The following is a 19,181-nucleotide window of genomic DNA, read 5'->3' as shown; positions in this document are numbered from 1 at the left end:
CCGTTCTCCTGTCACCGGTTCCTGTTCTTCGACAGCTCAGAAACCTAGGCAGGGAGCGGCGTGCCGCCACGACAGGCGCGCTCACCTACCCACAGATGTGTCAGGAGAGCCGGTTGACCGGTGATCCGTACGCCCTGAGCCCGCGACACCCCAGGGACGCGTGGGGCGCCAGGTGCTCCAGGTGCTCTTGTGGCAGAAGAGACGTGGCGGATCGTGGCGTTCGGTTTGCACGCCCTCCGCACCTCGTGCATGGTGGCTCGTGACCATTTCGTGACCTTGGTCGTCGGAGCGACGTACGGACCCCCGCCCTGCGCGTCGCGCCGATCGCGGTCGCCCTCGCATGCCCCCGTCGTCGACCCCCCGTGAGCCCCTGTGCCGAAGTCTGACCAGTACGCCCCGAAGCACCGCGCCCCCGGCAAGCACAAGGCCGCGCGCGTGCCCCGCCGAGCCCTGCGCACCGGCCTGGCCCTGACCGGCGTCGCCGCCGCCGCGACCGGCGTCAGCGTCACCGGCGGCCTGTTCGCGCAGGCCCCCGACGCGCTGAGCCCGGCCGCAGCGGACGTGACCACCACTGCGCCCGCCGATCCCGGCGCGACCCCGACGCCCGAGCCGAGCCTCGATGCTGCCGAGCTCGAGGAGCGCGCCGGCCGCGAGGTCGTCTCGCGCTCGGCCCGGCGTACGGACGCCACCAAGGCCGCTGCCCTCGAGATGGAGGGCGGCTCCGGGGTCACCCGGTCCGAGAAGCTGTCCGAGGGCGACCCGCGCGACATCGCCCGGGCGCTGCTGCCGGTCTACGGCTTCTCCTCCGACCAGTTCTCCTGCCTCGACCAGCTCTACGTCAGCGAGTCCGACTGGCGCGTCGACGCCGACAACCCGACCTCGTCGGCGTACGGCATCCCGCAGGCCCTCACGCAGCTCCACGACCTGCCGGCGGACTACATGACGTCGGCCGAGTCGCAGATCCGCTGGGGCCTGGAGTACATCCAGGACACCTACGGGACACCGTGCAGCGCGTGGAGCTTCAAGCAGGGCAACGGCTGGTACTGACCAACCCGGCTCGCCGGTGGACCACTGGTCCAACCGATCGGGCTAGTGCGAACCGATTCCGCTGCGCGACACCGCGCACCACCGACAGGATGCCCGCGAGTGACCAGCGGTGCGGCTCGTACGTCCCGTGGCGAGCGGCCCGCTGGCGACGTCGGGGCCAACCGGGGGGTTGGGGAGGTGGCCGGCTCGACCGCAGGAGGGCGAGCCGGCCACGCTCCGCGCTCGGCCCGCGGGTGGGCCTACGAGGCGGTGCGCACCGACGCCAGGGCGTGGCCGGTCGCGGGTGACGCGCCGAGCTCGTCGGCGATCGAGACGACCAGCCCGCCGAGCATGAAGGCGGCGATCGCCGCGATCAGGGCGGAGGTCGTCAGGGCGGGGATGTACCTGCGGGCGCCGACCGGCTCTGCGCCCATGTAGCCGTGGGTGAGGGCGTGCCCCTTGCCGCGCGCCAGCAGGTAGCGGTTGACTGGCCACGCCGCGAGGAAGGCAGCGGTCAGCGCGAGCATCATGGAGAGCCAGAAGACGGGGTTGACCAGGCCCGCGTCCATCGCGCCCGGGATGAGGGCCATCACCAGGTTGTCGACGAGCTCCATGGTCGCGATCGAGAGGGTGTCGGCGGCGAGCACGACGGTCAGCGCCGCGCCGACGCCGAGTCCGGCGCGCAGCAGCGGCAGGGTGGAGAGGGCGTAGCCGAACAGGAACGCGAGCCCCACCGCGATCGCGATCGTTGCGAGGTTGCCCAGCGCGAGAGCGGTGCCGATCATCAGGCCGAGGATCTCGCCGATGGCACAGCCGGTCAGGCAGTGGAGGGTGGCGGAGAGCGCCATGGCGTTGGTGCCCATGTCGTGGTGCATGTCGTGGTGAACATGCTGTTCCATACGCGGAACATACCCCTGGGGGGTATATCGGTCAAGGGGTCGGAGCCCGCTCAGCGCCCTGTCATCGAGTCCACGTCGAGGGCGGCGTCGAGCTGCTCCTCGGTGAGGTCGCCCCGCTCGACGTAGCCCATCGCGATGACCGTCTCGCGGATCGTGGCGCCGTCGGCCAGTGCCTTCTTGGCGACCTTGGCGGCCTCCTCGTAGCCGATGTGCGCGTTGAGGGGCGTGACCACCGACGGGGAGGACTCGGCGTAACGCCGCATCCGCTCGGTGTCGGCCGTGATGCCCTCGACACACCGCTCGGCGAGCAGGACCGTCGAGGTGGACAGCACGTGGATCGACTCGAGCAGGGCGTGCGCCATGACCGGCATCATCACGTTGAGCTCGAAGCTGCCGGCAGCGCCGGCCCAGGCGATGGTGGCGTCGTTGCCGACCACCCGCGCGCAGACCATGAGCGTGGCCTCGGGGAGCACCGGGTTGACCTTGCCGGGCATGATGCTCGACCCGGGCTGGAGGTCGGGCAGGTGGATCTCGGCGAGCCCGGTGGTCGGCCCCGACGACATCCAGCGCAGGTCGTTGCAGACCTTGGTGAGGCCGACGGCGATGGTGCGCAGCACCCCCGAGAGCTCGACGAGCGAGTCGCGGGTGCCCTGTGCCTCGAAGTGGTCACGCGCCTCGGTGAACGGCTGGCCGGTCCGCTGGGCGAGCGCGGAGATCGCGCGCTCCGCGAACGCGGCCGGGGTGTTGATGCCGGTGCCGACCGCGGTGCCGCCCAGGGGCAGCTCCCGCACGCGGGGGAGCACCGCCTCGAGCCGCTCGGTGCCCAGGCGGAGCGTCGCGGCGTACGCCCCCATCTCCTGCCCCAGCGTGACGGGGGTGGCGTCCATGAGGTGGGTGCGGCCGGCCTTGACCGCGTCGGCGAACTCGTCGGCCTTGGCCTCGAACGCCGACGCCAGCCGGTCGAGGGCGGGCAGCAGGTCGTCGACGACGGCGAGGGTCGCCGCCACGTGGATGCTGGTGGGGAAGGTGTCGTTGCTGCTCTGCGAGGCGTTGACGTGGTCGTTGGGGTGGACCTCGACCCCGGCCCTCGCGGCGAGCGTCGCGATGACCTCGTTGGCGTTCATGTTGGAGCTGGTGCCCGACCCGGTCTGGAACACGTCGATCGGGAACTCGTCGTCGTGCTCGCCCGCGACGATCGCGTCCGCGGCAGCCACGATCGCCTCCGCCTGGTCGTGGCGTACGACCCCGAGCGCCGCGTTGGCCGTCGCGGCGGCGGCCTTGACGTGGGCCAGTGCCTGGACGTGCCGGGGCGGCAGGGTCAGGCCGCTGATCGGGAAGTTCTCGATCGCGCGCTGCGTCTGGGCCCGCCACAGGGCGTCGCGAGGCACCTCGACCTCGCCCATGGAGTCGTGCTCGGTTCTTGTCTGGGTCACCTCTCCGACGCTACTCCTCGCGAGGTGTGGGCCCATCGGGCTCCTCACCCGCCGGGGCGGGACGTGGCGGACGCCCCGCCACTCCGGGGGAAGAGTGGCGAGGCGTCCGGGAGGGAGGTGCTGGAGGGGAGATCAGCACCAGGGGTAGATGAACAGGCTGTCGTCGCCGGCGCGGTGGTCGGCCAGCACGACGCTGAGGGGGAGCGGGTCGGGCAGCGAGCCGACGTCGGTGCCCTCGCGCGGCTCGACGCCCAGGGCCACGGCGGTGGAGATCGGCAGTCCGGACGCCGCCACGGACGGGAGCGCCTCTTCGCCCTTGAGGGCGGCGAGGCCGGCGCGCATGCAGTCGGTGTCCGGCCTGGCCTGGGCGGCGGCCGGGGCGAGCACGACGGTCGCGACGCCCAGGGAGAGAGCTGCGAGGGAGGTGGCGGTGCGGGTGGTGCGCTTCATGTCCGGATCTCCTCGTGGGGGCAAGGTGTGGACCTCCAATGCACCACACGAGGCATCCGTTGTCGAGGGTTTGTCCAATCTTTGTCCGGTCTTTGTCCACCCTGGTCACCCCTCTGGGCGAGGGGCTCGTCCGCGTGGCCGTTTGGTCCCGTCCGCGACGGTGGGGAGCATGGTGCGCATGGGGTTGTCGCGTCTCGGGGTCGTCGTGCTGTCCGGTGTGCTGGTCACGGCGGTGTCGGCCTGCTCGGTCCTCGGCGGCGACGACGGGCCGACGGCCGCCGACGCGGCCGAGCAGCTGGCCGCAGCCCTCTCCGAGCACTCCCTGGGAGACGTGCCGCTGGTCGACGAGGGTGCACGCTCGGCGTTCGACGAGCTCGTGGCCCCGCTCGACGAGGTGCCGGTCGCGGTCGAGGTGGTCGACGTCGTCGCGGTCGAGGAGGAGGGCCGGGCCGACGCGACCCTCGCGTGGCGCTGGGACGTCGCGGCGGACGCGCCGTGGGCGTACGAGACCTCCGTGGCCCTGACGCAGGGCGGTGACGGGAGCACCTGGGCCGTCGACTGGGCGCCCGACGACCTCGCCCCCGACCTCGCCGAGGGCGACACCCTGGGCCTGCGCACCCTGATCCCTGCGCGGGGTGACATCACCGGCGCGGACGGCGCCGTCCTGGTCACCGAGCGTCCGGTGCTGCGCTACGGCCTCGACAAGACCAAGGTCGACGGCCCCCAGGTGGCACGCAGCGCCCGGCGCATCGCCCGCATCCTCGACCTCGACGTCGCGTCGTACGTCTCCCGCGCCGAGGCCATGGGGGCCGCGGCCTTCGTCGAGGCGGTGGTGCTCCGCGAGGACGACGCCCGCAGCGTGTCTCCCACCATCAGCGACGTCCCCGGCGCCCTGGCGCTCAGCGACACGCTGCCGCTCGCCCCGACGCGCGAGTTCGCCGCTGCGCTGCTCGGGCGTGTCGGACCCGCGACCGCCGAGATCGTCGAGGCGTCGGACGGCGCCGTCGTCGCGGGCGACGAGGTCGGACTGTCCGGGCTCCAGGCCCGCTACGACGAGCAGCTGCGTGGCGCGCCCGGCACGGCGGTCGTCGTGCGGGGTGCGGACGACGAGCTGCGGACGCTCTTCGAGGCGCCCGCGGCCGACGGCGCCGACCTGGCCACCACCCTCGACCCGGCGCTGCAGGTCAAGGCGGAGCAGGCCCTCGCGACCCTGGGCGACGGCGCCCCGGCCGCGGCGCTCGTCGCGATCAGGCCGTCCGACGGGGCGATCCTCGCCAGCGCGAACGGCGCCGGAGCCGCCGGGGCCGACCTCGCCGCGACCGGCCAGTACGCCCCCGGGTCGACCTTCAAGGTCGTCAGCTCGCTCGCCCTCCTGCGCAGCGGCATGCGCACCGACGACGTGGTGTCGTGCCCGGCCACCACCGTCGTCGACGGCCGCTCGTTCAAGAACTACGACGACTACCCGTCCACGGCGCTCGGCGACATCACCCTCACCCAGGCGATCGCCCAGTCGTGCAACACCGCGCTGATCGGCAACGCCGATCGCCTCGCCGACGGCGACCTCGCTGCCGCGGCCGCCGCCCTCGGGCTGGGCACCGATCACGACCTCGGCTTCCCCGTCTACTTCGGGCAGGTGCCGCCGCCGGAGACCGAGACCGGTGCGGCCGCCGACATGATCGGGCAGGGCACGGTGCTGGCCAGCCCGTTCGCGATGGCGACCGTCGCGGCCTCGGTCGCCGCCGGGCGGGCCGTGCTGCCGGTGCTGCTGCCCGCGCACGAGGTGGAGCAGGTCGCGCCCGAGGTGCCGCTGACCGGTGAGGAGGCCGGGATGCTGCGCGGCCTGATGCGTGCGGTGGTGACCACGGGCTCGGGCCGGTTCCTGCAGGACGTGCCGGGCGAGATCGGCGCCAAGACCGGCACGGCCGAGTACGGCACCCCCGACGCGTCCGGCTCGCTGCCGACCCACGCGTGGATGATCGCGACGCGCGGTGACCTCGCCGTCGCGGTCTTCGTCGGGACCGGCGTGTCCGGTTCGCAGACCGCCGGTCCGGTGCTCGAGGCCTTCCTGCGGTGACGCGGCGCTGAGCCGCCGACGACCTCAGCGCCGCGCGAGGTAGAGGAAGTACTCCTCCGGCCGGTCCTGCAGCAGCACGTCGTGGGCCTGCTCCTCGGCCCCGCCGAACACCGCGCTCATCGCCTCCAGCAGGTCGGGCGCCGCGGCCGCCGACCACACGACCAGGACGCCACCGGGGCCGAGGACGTCGTGGCAGCGTCGCAGGAACCGCTCCTCGTAGACCGCCTCGTTCCCGTCGTGCACGAGGTAGCCCGGCCCGTTGTCCACGTCGAGCAGCACCAGGTCGTACGTCGAGCGCGCCTCGGCGATCGCCATCGCGATGTCGGCGTTGACGACGGTCGCGCGGGTGTCGGCGAGCAGTGCCGGGCCGTGCGGCACCGTTCCGTCGCGCATCCACCGCACCAGCGGCTCCTCGATCTCGACCACGACCGCCCGCTCGACCCGCGGGTCGGCAAGCACCCGCTGGAGCGTGAAGCCGAGCCCCAGGCCGCCGACGAGGACCGAGGCCGGCTCGTCGACCAGGTCGAGCGCCTGCGCGGCGAGCTCGATCTCGCTGGTCGTCTCGAGGGTGTCCATCACGAAGACGCCGTTGACGCGCAGCTCGAGCACGTCGGGGGCGGCGTCCGACGTACGCCGGCGCAGCACCACCTCGCCGCGCTCGGTCTCGGCGCGGGCGACCTCGGTGTGCTCGACCTCCGTGCTGTCCACGCGTCCCATCCTGCCCAACGTCCGGCGTGGAGACCTCCCCACGCGCCGCTCGGGCGTCTACCGTGATCGGGTGTACACCGTAGGACGGGCAGCGGAGCTCACCGGCGTGCCGACGGGCACGCTGCGCAAGTGGGAGCAGCGCTACGGCGTGGTCGCCCCCCACCGCTCGGCGGGCAACTACCGCCTCTACGACGACGAGGCCGTGCGTCGGCTGAGCGTCATGCGCAGCCTGGTCGACGCCGGCTGGTCGGCGCAGGAGGCCGCGCAGCGCGTGGTGGCCGACGTGGTGGCCGCCGAGGCGACGCTCGACCGCCCGGAGGAGCCGGCCGCCGAGGACCGCTTCGAGACGATCGTCGCCTGCGCCCAGGACTTCGACGTCCCGCGCCTCGAGCGGCTGCTCGCCGAGCAGTTCGCCGTGGCCGACGTGGTCTCGGTGGTCGACGACTGGTTGCTGCCCTCGATGGTGCACCTGGGCCGCGCCTGGCAGAGCGGGCGGATCTCGGTGGCGGGGGAGCACTTCGTGACCGCCGCGGTGCACCGGCGGCTGTCGGGTGCGTTCCAGGACCTCCCGCCCGCGCCCGGCGGCGGGCCGCGGGTCGTGGTCGGCCTCGCGCGCGGAGCGCGGCACGAGCTCGGCGTCCTCGCCTTCGCGATGGTGCTCCGCTCGCGCGGCGTCGCCGTGACCTACCTCGGCGGCGACCTGCCCGTGGAGGCCTGGGTCGACGTCGTACGCCTCGTCGAGCCGGCAGCCGTCGTCATGGCGGTCCCGACGGTCGAGGACCTCCCGGCCGCACGCGAGGCCGCGGACGCGCTGGTGCCGTTCGCCACGGTCATGCTCGGCGGTGCCCACCAGACGGGGGTCGAGGGGGCCGAGCACCTCGGTCACCTCGCCGGGAGGGCCGCCGACTCGCTCGCGACCCGGCTCGGCGCCGTCAGCTGATCAGGCGGCTCCGCTCAGGGGGCGCTGCGAACGCCGCGGTCGTCGCACCCGCTGCCGTACCACTGGTCGCCGACGATCTGGATGCGGCAGCTGTCGTCGGTGGAGGGCGACTCCGACATGGCCGGCGAGGCGGCCAGCACCGAGCCGATCGCGGCGGCGGCGAGCGCCGTGACGCCGGCGGTGAGGAGCCGGCGGTCGGGGCGGACGTCCTCGGGCACCCCCACCTGGGTGATGGTCGTCTTCATCGGGTCTCCCACGGGTCCGGCTGCGGCTTGTCCACAGTTTGTCCACTGTTGGTTTAAAAACGAACAGTAGGGACTTGTCCATACTTTGTCCAAAGTTGGGTACCCTTGCGGACGTGTACACCGTCGGACGCACTGCCGAGCTCACCGGAGTGCCGCGCGAGACCCTGCGCAAGTGGGAGCAGCGCTACTCCGTCGTCGCCCCTGCCCGTACGGAGGGCAACTACCGGCTCTACGACGACGAGGCCGTCCGCCGGCTGACGGTGATGCGCGACCTCGTCGACTCGGGCTGGTCGCCGCGCGAGGCCGCCAAGCGCGTGCTGGCCGAGCCGACCGGCACCGTGAGCGTCCTGCCCGACGCCGACTCCCCGCTCTCGCAGCTCGACGAGCTCGCGGCCTGCGGTGAGGACTTCGACGTGGTGCGGCTCGAGAGCCTGCTCGACAAGGCCTTCGCCGAGGGCGACCTCGCGGTCGCGGTCGACGAGTGGCTGATGCCGTCGCTGGTGCGCCTCGGCGAGGCCTGGCAGCGCGGCACCGTGAGCGTGGCCGGGGAGCACTTCGTCAGCGCGGCCGTGCTCCGACGACTGTCGCAGGCCTTCCACCAGCTGCCGCACCCCGAGGACGGATGCCCCCGGGTGATGGTCGGCCTCGCCCGCGGGTCGCGGCACGAGCTCGGGGTGATGGCCTTCTCCATGGTCCTGCGCAGTCGCGGCGTCCAGGTGACCTACCTCGGCGCCGACCTGCCGGTGGAGTCGTGGGTCGACACGGTGCGCGCCCTCGAGCCCGCCGCCGTCGTCCTCGCGGTGCCGACCGTCGAGGACCTGCCGGCGGTCCGCGAGGCCGTGCAGGCCATCGCGCCGCGGGCCCGGGTCCTGCTCGGTGGCGCGCACCAGGGCCGGGTCGAGGGCGCCGAACCCCTCGGCCACCGCATCGGCGAGGCCGCCGCGGACCTCGCCGACCGCCTCGTCGCACGCGGCTGACGCAGGCGGCCCGGCGGTCTACTCCGCCGAGCGCACCCGGATCCCCGCCCCGGTGATCGAGCTCAGCGGGACGGTGACCGCGCCGGAGGGGTCGGTGAAGAAGTCGTTGCCCTTGTCGTCGACGACGATGAAGGCCGGGAAGTCCTCGACCTCGATCTTCCAGACGGCCTCCATGCCGAGCTCCTCGTACTCGATGACCTCGACGGACCTGATGCAGTCCTGGGCGAGGCGGGCGGCCGGGCCGCCGATCGAGCCGAGGTAGAAGCCGCCGTGGGTGTCGCACGCCTGGGTGACCTGCTTGGAGCGGTTGCCCTTGGCGAGCATCACCATCGAGCCGCCGGCTGCCTGGAACTGCTCGACGTAGGAGTCCATGCGACCCGCCGTGGTCGGCCCGAACGAGCCGGACGGCATCCCCTCCGGGGTCTTGGCAGGTCCGGCGTAGTAGACCGGGTGGTCCTTGAGGTAGGCGGGCATGTCCTCGCCCGCGTCGAGGCGCTCCTTGATCTTGGCGTGCGCGATGTCGCGCGCCACCACCAGCGGGCCGGTCAGCGACAGCCGCGTCTTGACCGGGTGCCTCGACAGCTCGGCGAGGATGTCGGCCATCGGCTGGTTGAGGTCGATCGGGACCACCGCGCCACCCTCGATGTCGTGGGCGATGCCGGCGTCGGGCATGTACTGCGCGGGGTCGGTCTCGAGCTGCTCGAGGAAGACGCCCTCGGGCGTGATCTTGCCGAGGGCCTGCCGGTCGGCCGAGCAGGAGACGGCGATGGCGACGGGGCAGGAGGCACCGTGGCGCGGCAGGCGTACGACGCGGACGTCGTGGCAGAAGTACTTGCCGCCGAACTGCGCGCCGATGCCGAAGGACTGCGTGAGCTCGAAGACCTTCTCCTCGAGCTCGACGTCGCGGATGCCGTGCGCGCTCATCGATCCCTCGGTGGGCAGGTCGTCGAGGTAGTGCGCGGAGGCGTACTTGGCGGTCTTGAGCGCGAACTCCGCGCTGGTGCCGCCGATGACGACGGCGAGGTGGTACGGCGGGCAGGCGGCGGTGCCGAGGGAGCGGATCTTCTCGTCGAGGAACTCCATCAGCCGCGTCGGGTTGAGGACGGCCTTGGTCTCCTGGAAGAGGAAGGACTTGTTGGCCGAGCCGCCGCCCTTGGCCATGAAGAGGAACTTGTACTCCGGCACGTCCTTCGCGGGCGTGGAGTAGAGCTCGATCTGCGCCGGGAGGTTGGTGCCGGTGTTCTTCTCCTCGAAGGTCGTCAGCGGCGCGAGCTGGGAGTAGCGCAGGTTGAGCCGCGTGTACGCGTCGTACACCCCGCGGCTGATCGCCTCGCCGTCGTCGGCGCCGGTCAGCACGCCCTCGGACTTCTTGCCCATCACGATCGCGGTGCCGGTGTCCTGGCACATCGGGAGCACGCCGCCGGCGGAGATGTTGACGTTCTTGAGCAGGTCGAGGGCGACGAAGCGGTCGTTGCCGGAGGCCTCCGGGTCGTCGATGATCTTGCGCAGCTGCGCGAGGTGGCCGGGCCGCAGGTAGTGGCTGATGTCGTGCATCGCCTCCGCGGTGAGCCGGCGGATCGCCTCGGGCTCGACCTTGAGGAAGGTGCGCCCGTCGACCTCCACGGTGGACACGCCCTCGGTGGTGACGAGGCGGTAGGGGGTCTCCGGCGCGCCGTTGGAGCCGGCGGTGGGGAGGAGGTCGGAGTAGTGGAACTCAGCAGCGCTCACGGCTGCTGATGCTACGCCGCGACGAACACCCCGGATTCATCGCCTCGGACGCAACCCGGGCATTCGGGAGTAGCCTCCGATGCGACGGGACCGATGAGGCTCCGCCCGGCAGCAACCGCCGATCTCGGACAAGCACTCTCCTGGAGGTCACGTGAACACCCGCAAGGCACTCGTCTCCCTCGCCGCCATGGCGACCCTGCTCTCGGCCGCGGCGTGTGCCGCGCCCGAGGAGGAGAACGACACCACCACCGAGAGCGGCGTCGACGCCGCGGCGGCCACCTCGGCCGAGGACTTCGGCGGGATGGAGGAGCTCATCAAGGCCGCCCAGGACGAGGGCGAGCTCAACGTCATCGCACTGCCGCCGGACTGGGCCAACTACGGCGAGATCATCGAGACCTTCTCGGAGAAGTACGACATCGAGGTCAACTCCGCCCAGCCCGACGCCGCCTCGCAGGACGAGATCAACGCCGCCAACGACCTCGCCGGCACCGACCGCGCGCCCGACGTGTTCGACCTCGGGCAGTCCGTCGCGCTCGCCAACACCGACATGTTCGCGCCCTACCAGGTCGAGACCTGGGACGACATCCCTGACGAGTTCAAGGACCCGGAAGGTGCCTGGGTCAACGACTACGGCGGCTACATGTCCATCGGCTACGACTCCTCCGTCGTGCCCGACGTGACGTCCGTCCAGGACCTGCTCAAGCCGGAGTTCAAGGGCAAGGTCGCGCTCAACGGCGACCCGACGCAGGCCGGCGCCGCCTTCAGCGGCGTGATGATGGCGGCCATCGCCAATGGTGGCTCGGCCGACGACATCGCCCCGGGCGTCGACTTCTTCGCCGAGCTCAAGCAGGCCGGCAACTTCCTCACCGTCGACCCCGACTCCACGACGATCGAGCAGGGCACCACGCCCGTCGTCATCGACTGGGACTACCTCGGTGCGGCCGCTGCCGCCAACGTCGACACGTGGAAGACCGTCGTGCCCGAGGAGGCCGTGGTCGCCGGCTACTACTTCCAGGCGATCAACGCCGACGCACCGCACCCGGCCGCCGCGCGGCTGTGGCAGGAGTTCCTCTACAGCGACGAGGGCCAGAACCTCTGGCTGAAGGGCGGCGCGCGCCCGGTCCGCGGTGACGCCATGGCCGAGGCCGGCACCATCGACGAGGAGCTGTGGGGCGCCCTGCCCGAGGTCACCGGCGAGCCGGTCATCCCGACCGACGAGCAGACGGTGACCGCCGGGGAGTACCTCGCGTCGAACTGGTCCAAGGCCATCCGCTGAGCACGACCACCACGCGGGAGGGCACGGGCCGGCGGTTCGCCGTCGGCCCGGCCCTGCCGCTGCTCCCGTTCCTCCTGTTCGTCCTGGTCTTCCTCGTCGTCCCGACCGTCACGGTCGTGATCGGCGCGTTCCAGGACGAAGACGGCCGACCCACGCTGGGCAACCTCGAGGCGCTGACCAGCGAGGCCGCCGTCACCGCGCTCCAGGGGTCGCTGATCCTCTCGGCCTCGACCGCGGTCATCGGCGCCGTGCTCGGTGCGGTGCTGGCCTACCTCATCGTCTCGATGCCGCAGCAGAGCCTCATGCGGCGCGCGACGCTGGCCGTCAGCGGCGTGCTCGCCCAGTTCGGCGGTGTCGTCCTGGCCTTCGCGTGGATCGCGACCATCGGTCCGGTGGGCGTGCTCACCCAGGCGATGTCCGACCTCTTCGGCGCCGACATCTACGGCAGCGGCTGGCTCTTCGGCCTGCCCGGCCTGGTCGTCGTCTACTCCTACTTCCAGATCCCGCTGATGGTCATCGTGTTCGCCCCCGCCTTCGAGGGCCTGCGCCCGCAGTGGCGCGAGGCCGCGGTCAACCTCGGCGCGAGCACGTGGAGCTACTGGCGCCACGTCGCGCTGCCGCTGCTCACGCCGGCCTTCCTCGGCGCGCTGCTGCTGCTGTTCGCCAACGCGTTCGCGGCGTACGCCACCGCGGCCGTGCTGGTCAGCCAGGGGCAGCCGATCGTGCCCCTCATGATCCGCCAGGCCATCACCAGTGAGGTCCTGCTGGGCCGCGCCAACGTGGGCTTCGCGCTCGCCCTGGAGATGATCGTCGTGGTGACGATCGTCATGATCGGCTACAACCTGCTGCTGCGGCGTACGGCGAGGTGGATGCGATGAGGCACCCAGCCGGGTTCAGGGTCTTCCGGGCGGTCGGGCTGCTCGTCTTCGCCGCCTACTTCTTCGTGCCGCTGCTGGCGATGCTCGATTTCTCCACCCAGGTGCGCGGCAGCGCGCCCGGACGCACCTGGGACAACTGGGAGTTCATGGTCACCGACGAGGACCTGCGCTCCTCGATCGTCGCCTCGCTGCTGCTCGCGCTCCTCACCGTCGTGCTGATGGTGGTGCTGCTCGTGCCCACCATGGTCTGGGTGCGGCTGCGGGTGCCCCGGGCCCGCCCGCTCATCGAGTTCCTCTGCCTGCTGCCGCTGACGATCCCGGCGCTGGTGATCGTGGTGGGCATCAGCAACGTCTACTCGTGGGTGACCTACCTGCTGGGCGACAGCGCGCTGGTGCTGACCTTCGCGTACGTCGTGCTGGTGCTGCCCTACTCCTACCGCGCCATCGACGCGGCGCTGTCCGCGATCGACGCGGCGACGCTCTCGGAGGCCGCCCGCTCGCTCGGGGCCGGCTGGTTCACGGTGATCGCGCGCATCATCATGCCCAACATCACCGGCGGCATCCTCGGTGCCGCGTTCATCTCGGTGGCGCTCGTGCTCGGCGAGTACGTCTTCGCCTCGCTGCTGCGCTTCGACACCCTGCCGGTGGCGATGGCCGCGCTCTACAAGAGCAACGGGCCCGCCGCCATGGCCGCCGCGCTCGCCTCGATGATCCTCGTGGCCGTGCTGCTCATCGGCCTCACCTTCCTCAGCCGGGACCGGCACAAGCAAGGAGCCTCCTCATGACCGACTCCAGGGCCGAGCACGGTCTCGCCGTCGAGCTGTCCGACCTCACGCGTGTCTACGGGTCGGTCCGTGCGCTCGACGGCCTGACCCTGCACATCGAGCCGGGCGAGCTCGTCGCCCTGCTCGGCCCCTCCGGCTGCGGCAAGACCACGGCGCTGCGCATCCTGGCCGGCCTCGACACCGCCACCTCCGGCACGGTCTCGGTCGGAGGCAAGGACCTCACCAAGGTGCCGGCCAGCAAGCGCGACATGGGGATGGTGTTCCAGGCCTACAGCCTGTTCCCCCACATGACGGTCGTCGACAACGTCGCCTTCGGCCTCAAGATGCGCGGTCGCGACGGCGCGGCCCGCCGTCAGCGGGCCGGTGACATGCTCGACCTCGTCGGGCTCGGTGAGCACGCCGACCGCTACGCCCACCAGCTCTCCGGCGGCCAGCAGCAGCGCGTCGCCCTCGCCCGGGCGCTGGCGATCGAGCCGTCGGTGCTGCTGCTCGACGAGCCGCTCTCGGCGCTCGACGCCAAGGTCCGCGTGCAGCTGCGCGACGAGATCCGCCGCGTCCAGATCGAGGTCGGCACCACGACCCTCTTCGTCACCCACGACCAGGAGGAGGCCCTCGCCGTCGCCGACCGCGTGGGGGTGATGAACGCCGGCCGCCTCGAGCAGCTCGCCCCGCCGGCCGAGCTCTACTCCGCCCCGGCGACGAAGTTCGTCGGCGAGTTCGTCGGCCTCAGCAACCGGCTGCCCGCGCAGGTCAGCGGCGACACCGCGGTCGTGCTCGGCCGCGACGTGCCGGTGCTGCCCGGCTCGACCACCGGCTCGGGGCACGCCCTCGTCCGCCCCGAGGCGGTCTCGGTCGTCCCCGACGCCGGAGGAGGGGCGAGGGTCGCCACCGTGATGTTCCTCGGGCCGCTGTCGCGGGTCACCTGCAGGCTCCCCGACGGCACCGACGTGGTGGCCCAGCTCGCGAGCACCGAGGCGCTGCGCCTCCAGCCCGGCGACGCCGTACGTCTCGAGGTCGCGCCGGAGCCGGTGCTGGTCGTCGGCTGACGCAGGCCCGGCACACGGGCATAGGCGCGGCTGGACGGACGTTGCACCGGCGTGAGCCCCGACCACGAGCCGCCCGAGCCGGTCCTGCAGTCGCTGGTGATCGGCGCCGGCCAGGCGGGCCTCGCCGCGTCGTACTTCCTCCGCCGGCGCGGAGTCGAGCACCTCGTCCTCGACGCCAACCCTCGGCCCGGCGGCGCCTGGCAGCACCGGTGGTCCTCGCTGGGCATGGACGACGTCCACGGCGTCGCCGACCTGCCCGGCTCCAGCGCTCCCGGCTCCTCGGCGCAGCCGGCGAACCTCGTCGTGCCCGACTACTTCGACGGCTACGAGCGCTGGCACCACCTCCCGGTCGTACGTCCGGTGCGGGTGGAGCGCGTGGAGAGCGAGGGCGACCTCCTCGTCGTGCGCGCCGGCGATCGCTCCTGGCGCACCCGCACGCTGGTCAGCGCCACCGGCACGTGGACGCGCCCGTTCGTGCCCCACTACCCGGGCATCGGGTCGTTCGCCGGGGAGCAGGTGCACACGGCGCACTACCCGGGCGCCGAGCACTTCCGCGGTCGGCGGGTGCTGGTCGTCGGTGGCGGCGCGTCGGCCGTCCAGCTGCTCGGCGAGATCGCCGTGCTCACCGACACGCTGTGGGTGACCCGGCGACCGCCGGTGTGGCGCGACGGGTTCGACAGTGCTGCCGGGCTCGCTGCCGTGACGGCCGTGGAGGAGCGCGTACGTCGTGGGCTGCCACCCGCGAGCGTGGTGAGCGTGACCGGGCTGGCGCTCCGTCCGCAGGAGCAGGAGGCCGCCCTGCTCGGTGCGTACGACCGACTGCCGATGTTCGAGCGGATCGAGCCCGACGGCGTGCGGTGGTCAGCCCACCACGGCGGACGCTTCGAGCACGTCGACGCGATCGTGTGGGCCACCGGGTTCCGGCCGGCGGTCGACCACCTGGCGCCCCTCGGGCTGCGCTCGCCAGAGGGCGGAATCGCGCTCGTGCCCGTCCCCGGCAACGTCCAGGGCGCGACCACGGCGGTGCGCGACCCGCGGGTGCAGCTCGTCGGCTACGGGCCGTCCGCCAGCACCCTCGGCGCCTCGCGGGCCGGTCGGCAGGCGGCCCTGGCCGTCTCTCGGCACCTCGCCGCAGCCGCTGCCTAGGGCAAGGTTAGACAAACCTTCTACCACCCCTGGGGCACACTCGAGGAATGGATCGTCCCGGGCGTCGTCTTGCTGCGGTCCTCGCCTGCGTGGTCCTCGCCTCCGCCTGCAGCTCCGCCCCGGCCGAGGAGCCGCGTGACTCGGCCGAGCAGGCCGAGCCCCCGGCGAGCAGCACCTCGACCGCCGAGCCGGCTCGTGAGGGCGAGGTGACCCTGGCCTTCGGCGGCGACGTGCACTTCGAGGGCGGCGTCGCCGCGCTGCTCGAGCGGCCGCGCCAGGGCCTCGGGGCGATCGGTCGCACGCTGCGCGCCGCGGACGTCGCGATGGTCAACCTCGAGACACCGGTGACCACCCGTGGCCGTCCCGACCCCAAGGAGCTCGAGAACGCCGGCGACCGCTACTGGTTCCGCACGGGTCCGCGCGCCCTCGACGTCCTCCGCTCGTCAGGCGTCGACGTCGTCAGCGTCGCCAACAACCACGCGGGCGACTACGGCGCCGTCGGTCTCGCGGACACCCTCGCCGCCGGCCGGCAGCGCGGGATCGCGATGGTCGGGGCCGGGCGGGGCGCCGCGGCGTACGCCCCGCACGTCGTGGAGGTCGGTGAGCTCGAGGTCGCCTTCCTCGCGGCCGACGGCGTGCAGCGCGAGGGTGCCAGCGACGTGTGGTCGGCCCGACCGGGAGCGCTCGGCACCGCGTCCGCGCGCGGCAGCAACGCCGCCGGCCTCGTCGCAGCGGTCGAGGCGGCAGCGGCGCGCGACCAGCTGGTCGTGGTCTACGTGCACTGGGGCAAGGAGTACGAGTCGTGCCCCACCCAGTCGCAGCGCCTCCTCGCCCGCGACCTCGCCGACGCCGGCGCCGACGTGGTCGTGGGCAGCCACTCGCACGTGCTGGGCGGGACGGGCTAGGCGGGGGACACGCTCGTGTCCTACGGCCTGGGCAACTTCGTCTGGTACCACGACCGGCAGGCCGCGACGGGCGTGCTGTCGGTGACCCTCGACGCCGACGGCGTCGTCGGCAAGTCGTGGACCCCCGCCCGGATCTCGCCCGTCGACGGACGCCCGATGCCGGTGACGGGTGCCGACCGCACCCGAGCCGTCGCGGACTTCCGCAACCGCCAGCGCTGCACCGGCCTGGCCGGCGAGCGCGGCGAGGCGCAGGAGGACGACCCGGCGTACGCCTCGTCGGTCAGCCGCATCGACGCCGACCTCGCCGACCGGATGCGCCGCAGCCACCGCCCCGGCTGTCCGGTGCCGCTGCGCGACCTGCGCTACCTCCGGATGACGCACCGCGACTTCGAGGGCCGCGCCCGCACGGGCGAGATGGTCGTCCACCGCCGCTGGGCCGGGCAGGTGCGGGAGGTCTTCGGGCGCCTGTACGCCGCGGGATTCCCGATCGCGCGGATGCGGCTGGTCGACGACTACCGCGCCGACGACGACCTCTCGATGGCCGACAACAACACCTCGGGCTTCAACTGCCGTCGTGTGGCCGGGCAGACCAGCTGGTCGCAGCACGCCTTCGGCGAGGCGATCGACATCAACCCCGTGCAGAACCCCTACGTACGGCCGGGGCGCGTGGACCCGCCGGCCGGACGGCCGTTCGCCGGCATCGACCGGAGCCGCTCCGCGCCGTTCTGGCTGGGCACGGTCCGCAACGACGACCTGGTGGTGAAGGCCTTCGCCCGCATGGGATGGGGCTGGGGCGGCTACTGGGTGTCGTCGAAGGACTACCAGCACTTCGAGGCGCCGCGACGGCCCTGACGGCCGTGACGGCCGCGACAGGTCGCGACGCCCGGGGCTCGCTAGGCTGACCCCATGGGGGAGATCGACAACCGCCCGCCCGACCCGTCGCAGATGCGCATCTCCGACGCCGACCGGCAGCGCGTCGCCGACGTGCTGCGCGACGCCGCGGGGGAGGGACGCATCGACCTCGACGAGCTCGAGGAGCGCCTCGAGCTGACGTGGCAGGCCAAGACGTACGGCGACCTCGTCCCGATCACCCTCGACCTCCACGCCGCCGGCCCGGTGCCGTACCCGGCAGCGGCGCCCGTGCGGCGGCCGTCGTCCGCCGTGCCGGCCGTCGGGCACAACTCGTCGGTCGCGATCATGGGCGACTGCAAGCGCCGCGGCGTGTGGCAGGTGCCGGCGCACCACTCCGCGTTCTCGCTGATGGGCAGCGTCACCCTCGACCTGCGTGAGGCGATCCTCACCAGCCACGACACCCAGATCAACGCCAGTGCCGTCATGGGCGACGTCAAGATCATCGTCCCGGCCGACATGCACGTGCTGGTCGACGGGACGCCGATCATGGGCGACTACGGGCAGGCCAAGGACAAGGTCCCGGCCGAGCTCGGCCCGGACTCCCCGGTCGTCCGCGTGCGCGGGATGGCGCTCATGGGCTCGGTGCAGGTGCAGCGCCTGCCCGCGCCCGGCACGCCGCGGAAGTACCTCGGGACCTACTGAGCCGACCGCGTCCTTCCTGCGCGCTGCTCCCGGGTACGTGACGGTGCCGGCGGCCCGGTGGACCCACGCTCGACGAGGTGGGTGGGCAGGGTGACCCGGCTGTCGGCCAGCGAGTGGCCGGCGAGCAGGTCGAGCACCATCGTGCTCGCGGTCCTGGCCTGGTCGGTCACGTGCTGGTCGATGGTCGTCAGGCGGAACAGCTCGCCGAGGGCGTGCCCGTCGACACCGATGACGGAGATGTCCTCGGGAACGCGGAGCCCGCGCTGGCTCAGGGCTGTCATGGCAGCGACCGCGATGTCGTCGGAGTAGCAGAAGACCGCGGTGGGTGGCTCCGGCAGTGCGAGCAGCTGTCGCATGCCCTCGGCCCCGGCGTCGATGCCGTACGGGACCGTGGCGACGAGGGCGGGGTCGTCGGGGAGGTCATGGGCTGCCACGGCGTTGAGGTAGCCGGTGAGGCGGTTGAGCTCGCTCGCCCACTGCGCGCCGTCGGTGTCGAACGTGCGGATCATGCCGATGCGCCTGTGGCCCAGGTCGACGAGGTGCCGCACCGCCCCGTAGCCGATCGCGACGTCGTCGACACTCACCGAGGGGAAGTCACGCAGGCGCGTGCCGGCGATCACGACCTGCACCCCCATCAGGTCGAGCCGTGCCTCCTCCTCGCCGCCGATGGGCAGGGTGACCAGCACGACCGCGTCGACCTTGCGTCGGGTCGGGAGGTCGCGGAAGAAGTGGGTGCGCTTCTCCTCGGTTCCGACCTGGTAGACCAGCACGTCGAGGTCGGCCTGGCGCAGGGTCGACTCGATGGTGGCGAGCATCGTGGAGGCGAACCAGCTGTCGAGGCGGGGGAGCACCACCGCCACCCGACGCGTCGCGCCGCGGAGCGACGACGCGGCGGGAGAGACGACGTAGTCGAGCTCCTCGACCGTGGACAGCACCCGGCTGCGGGTCCTGGGACTCACGCCGGGCAGGCCGCGCAGGGCTCGCGAGACCGTCGCGATGGACACGCCCGCCCGGCGTGCCACGTCGGCCATGTTGACCTGGCCGGCGTGCGTGCCCGCAGCGGGCTCGTGGTCCTCCTCCGTCATCACCGGTCCCCCCGTGTGCGCGGGAC

Annotated in this window: 19 protein-coding genes; 12 read left to right on the top strand and 7 right to left on the bottom strand. The window is 72.6% G+C overall.

What is annotated here, in order from left to right:
* The first annotated feature begins 372 nt into the window (after window positions 1-372).
* Window positions 373-1,047: an aggregation-promoting factor C-terminal-like domain-containing protein gene (locus IE200_RS12795; protein ID WP_191279860.1), complete on the top strand. Its 675-nt coding sequence runs from the start codon at window positions 373-375 to the stop codon at window positions 1,045-1,047.
* Window positions 1,048-1,286: 239 nt separating this feature from the next.
* On the opposite strand, the gene IE200_RS12790 is transcribed toward IE200_RS12795, so the two are convergent.
* The 3 genes from IE200_RS12790 to IE200_RS12780 all read right to left on the bottom strand — a co-directional run bounded on the left by IE200_RS12790 (window position 1,287) and on the right by IE200_RS12780 (window position 3,808).
* Window positions 1,287-1,925 (bottom strand): DUF4396 domain-containing protein, encoded by a 639-nt coding sequence (locus IE200_RS12790; RefSeq protein ID WP_229856477.1) that lies wholly within the window; start codon window positions 1,923-1,925, stop codon window positions 1,287-1,289.
* 50 nt (window positions 1,926-1,975) lie between these two features.
* Window positions 1,976-3,358, bottom strand: coding sequence for a class II fumarate hydratase (locus tag IE200_RS12785; RefSeq protein WP_407940999.1), 1,383 nt, complete (start codon window positions 3,356-3,358; stop codon window positions 1,976-1,978).
* Window positions 3,359-3,490: 132 nt separating this feature from the next.
* Entirely contained in the window at window positions 3,491-3,808 is a 318-nt protein-coding gene (locus IE200_RS12780; RefSeq protein ID WP_191279858.1) for a hypothetical protein, read from the bottom strand.
* Between the two features lie 178 nt (window positions 3,809-3,986).
* On the opposite strand from IE200_RS12780, the gene IE200_RS12775 reads away from it, so the two are divergent.
* Window positions 3,987-5,882, top strand: coding sequence for a penicillin-binding transpeptidase domain-containing protein (locus IE200_RS12775; protein WP_229856475.1), 1,896 nt, complete (start codon window positions 3,987-3,989; stop codon window positions 5,880-5,882).
* Window positions 5,883-5,906: 24 nt separating this feature from the next.
* Here IE200_RS12775 and IE200_RS12770 read toward each other — a convergent pair whose 3' ends face one another.
* Window positions 5,907-6,590 carry a spermidine synthase gene (locus IE200_RS12770; RefSeq protein WP_229856473.1) on the bottom strand — a complete coding sequence of 228 codons (684 nt, stop codon included), beginning with the start codon at window positions 6,588-6,590 and terminating at the stop codon, window positions 5,907-5,909.
* Between the two features lie 70 nt (window positions 6,591-6,660).
* Here IE200_RS12770 and IE200_RS12765 point away from each other — a divergent pair, with 70 nt between their 5' ends.
* Window positions 6,661-7,530 (top strand): MerR family transcriptional regulator, encoded by an 870-nt coding sequence (locus IE200_RS12765; RefSeq protein WP_191279855.1) that lies wholly within the window; start codon window positions 6,661-6,663, stop codon window positions 7,528-7,530.
* A 14-nt stretch (window positions 7,531-7,544) separates the two neighbouring features.
* On the opposite strand, the gene IE200_RS12760 is transcribed toward IE200_RS12765, so the two are convergent.
* Complete coding sequence (locus IE200_RS12760; RefSeq protein WP_191279854.1) at window positions 7,545-7,775, bottom strand: hypothetical protein; 231 nt, start codon at window positions 7,773-7,775, stop codon at window positions 7,545-7,547.
* 113 nt (window positions 7,776-7,888) lie between these two features.
* Between IE200_RS12760 and IE200_RS12755 the strand changes: the two genes are divergently transcribed.
* Entirely contained in the window at window positions 7,889-8,752 is an 864-nt protein-coding gene (locus IE200_RS12755; protein WP_191279853.1) for a MerR family transcriptional regulator, read from the top strand.
* Window positions 8,753-8,770: 18 nt separating this feature from the next.
* Here the strand turns inward: IE200_RS12755 and IE200_RS12750 are convergent, their stop codons facing one another.
* On the bottom strand, window positions 8,771-10,480 hold the full coding sequence (locus IE200_RS12750; protein WP_191279852.1) for a fumarate hydratase: 1,710 nt from the start codon (window positions 10,478-10,480) through the stop codon (window positions 8,771-8,773).
* A gap of 151 nt (window positions 10,481-10,631) precedes the next feature.
* On the opposite strand from IE200_RS12750, the gene IE200_RS12745 reads away from it, so the two are divergent.
* From IE200_RS12745 to IE200_RS12710, 8 genes are all read left to right on the top strand, one after another.
* Window positions 10,632-11,756, top strand: coding sequence for an ABC transporter substrate-binding protein (locus IE200_RS12745; protein WP_229856471.1), 1,125 nt, complete (start codon window positions 10,632-10,634; stop codon window positions 11,754-11,756).
* 116 nt (window positions 11,757-11,872) lie between these two features.
* The gene (locus tag IE200_RS12740) at window positions 11,873-12,634 is read left to right on the top strand and encodes an ABC transporter permease (RefSeq protein WP_229856470.1); all 762 of its coding nucleotides are present in this window, start codon (window positions 11,873-11,875) and stop codon (window positions 12,632-12,634) included.
* The gene (locus IE200_RS12735) at window positions 12,631-13,419 is read left to right on the top strand and encodes an ABC transporter permease (protein WP_191279851.1); all 789 of its coding nucleotides are present in this window, start codon (window positions 12,631-12,633) and stop codon (window positions 13,417-13,419) included. Before IE200_RS12740 ends, IE200_RS12735 begins: the two co-directional genes overlap by 4 nt.
* Window positions 13,416-14,465, top strand: a complete 1,050-nt coding sequence (locus tag IE200_RS12730) for an ABC transporter ATP-binding protein (protein WP_191279850.1) — start codon at window positions 13,416-13,418, stop codon at window positions 14,463-14,465. The genes IE200_RS12735 and IE200_RS12730 overlap by 4 nt, the downstream gene beginning before the upstream one ends.
* A 51-nt stretch (window positions 14,466-14,516) precedes the next feature.
* A complete protein-coding gene (locus IE200_RS12725) occupies window positions 14,517-15,611 on the top strand; it encodes a flavin-containing monooxygenase (protein ID WP_229856469.1) in 1,095 nt (364 codons plus the stop codon).
* A 47-nt stretch (window positions 15,612-15,658) separates the two neighbouring features.
* A complete protein-coding gene (locus tag IE200_RS12720; protein ID WP_191279849.1) occupies window positions 15,659-16,516 on the top strand; it encodes a CapA family protein in 858 nt (285 codons plus the stop codon).
* A 15-nt stretch (window positions 16,517-16,531) separates the two neighbouring features.
* A complete protein-coding gene (locus tag IE200_RS20765; RefSeq protein WP_229856468.1) occupies window positions 16,532-17,368 on the top strand; it encodes a M15 family metallopeptidase in 837 nt (278 codons plus the stop codon).
* A 54-nt stretch (window positions 17,369-17,422) separates the two neighbouring features.
* Window positions 17,423-18,070: a DUF1707 SHOCT-like domain-containing protein gene (locus tag IE200_RS12710; protein ID WP_191279848.1), complete on the top strand. Its 648-nt coding sequence runs from the start codon at window positions 17,423-17,425 to the stop codon at window positions 18,068-18,070.
* Here IE200_RS12710 and IE200_RS12705 read toward each other — a convergent pair.
* Complete coding sequence (locus IE200_RS12705; RefSeq protein ID WP_191279847.1) at window positions 18,064-19,155, bottom strand: LacI family DNA-binding transcriptional regulator; 1,092 nt, start codon at window positions 19,153-19,155, stop codon at window positions 18,064-18,066. The genes IE200_RS12710 and IE200_RS12705 overlap by 7 nt on opposite strands.
* Between the last annotated feature and the right edge of the window lie 26 nt (window positions 19,156-19,181).

The sequence above is a fragment of the Nocardioides flavus (ex Wang et al. 2016) genome (assembly GCF_014653115.1).
Classification (GTDB): Bacteria; Actinomycetota; Actinomycetes; order Propionibacteriales; family Nocardioidaceae; genus Nocardioides; species Nocardioides flavus.
This window is presented reverse-complemented; position numbering and strand designations above follow the sequence as displayed.

Coding starts and splice junctions, on each gene's coding strand:
- IE200_RS12790 (WP_229856477.1), bottom strand. CDS start 1,925: ATGGAACAGCATGTTCACCACGACATGCACCACGACATGGGCACCAAC.
- IE200_RS12730 (WP_191279850.1), top strand. CDS start 13,416: ATGACCGACTCCAGGGCCGAGCACGGTCTCGCCGTCGAGCTGTCCGAC.
- IE200_RS12710 (WP_191279848.1), top strand. CDS start 17,423: ATGGGGGAGATCGACAACCGCCCGCCCGACCCGTCGCAGATGCGCATC.
- IE200_RS12775 (WP_229856475.1), top strand. CDS start 3,987: ATGGGGTTGTCGCGTCTCGGGGTCGTCGTGCTGTCCGGTGTGCTGGTC.
- IE200_RS12760 (WP_191279854.1), bottom strand. CDS start 7,775: ATGAAGACGACCATCACCCAGGTGGGGGTGCCCGAGGACGTCCGCCCC.
- IE200_RS12720 (WP_191279849.1), top strand. CDS start 15,659: ATGGATCGTCCCGGGCGTCGTCTTGCTGCGGTCCTCGCCTGCGTGGTC.
- IE200_RS12735 (WP_191279851.1), top strand. CDS start 12,631: ATGAGGCACCCAGCCGGGTTCAGGGTCTTCCGGGCGGTCGGGCTGCTC.
- IE200_RS12705 (WP_191279847.1), bottom strand. CDS start 19,155: ATGACGGAGGAGGACCACGAGCCCGCTGCGGGCACGCACGCCGGCCAG.
- IE200_RS12780 (WP_191279858.1), bottom strand. CDS start 3,808: ATGAAGCGCACCACCCGCACCGCCACCTCCCTCGCAGCTCTCTCCCTG.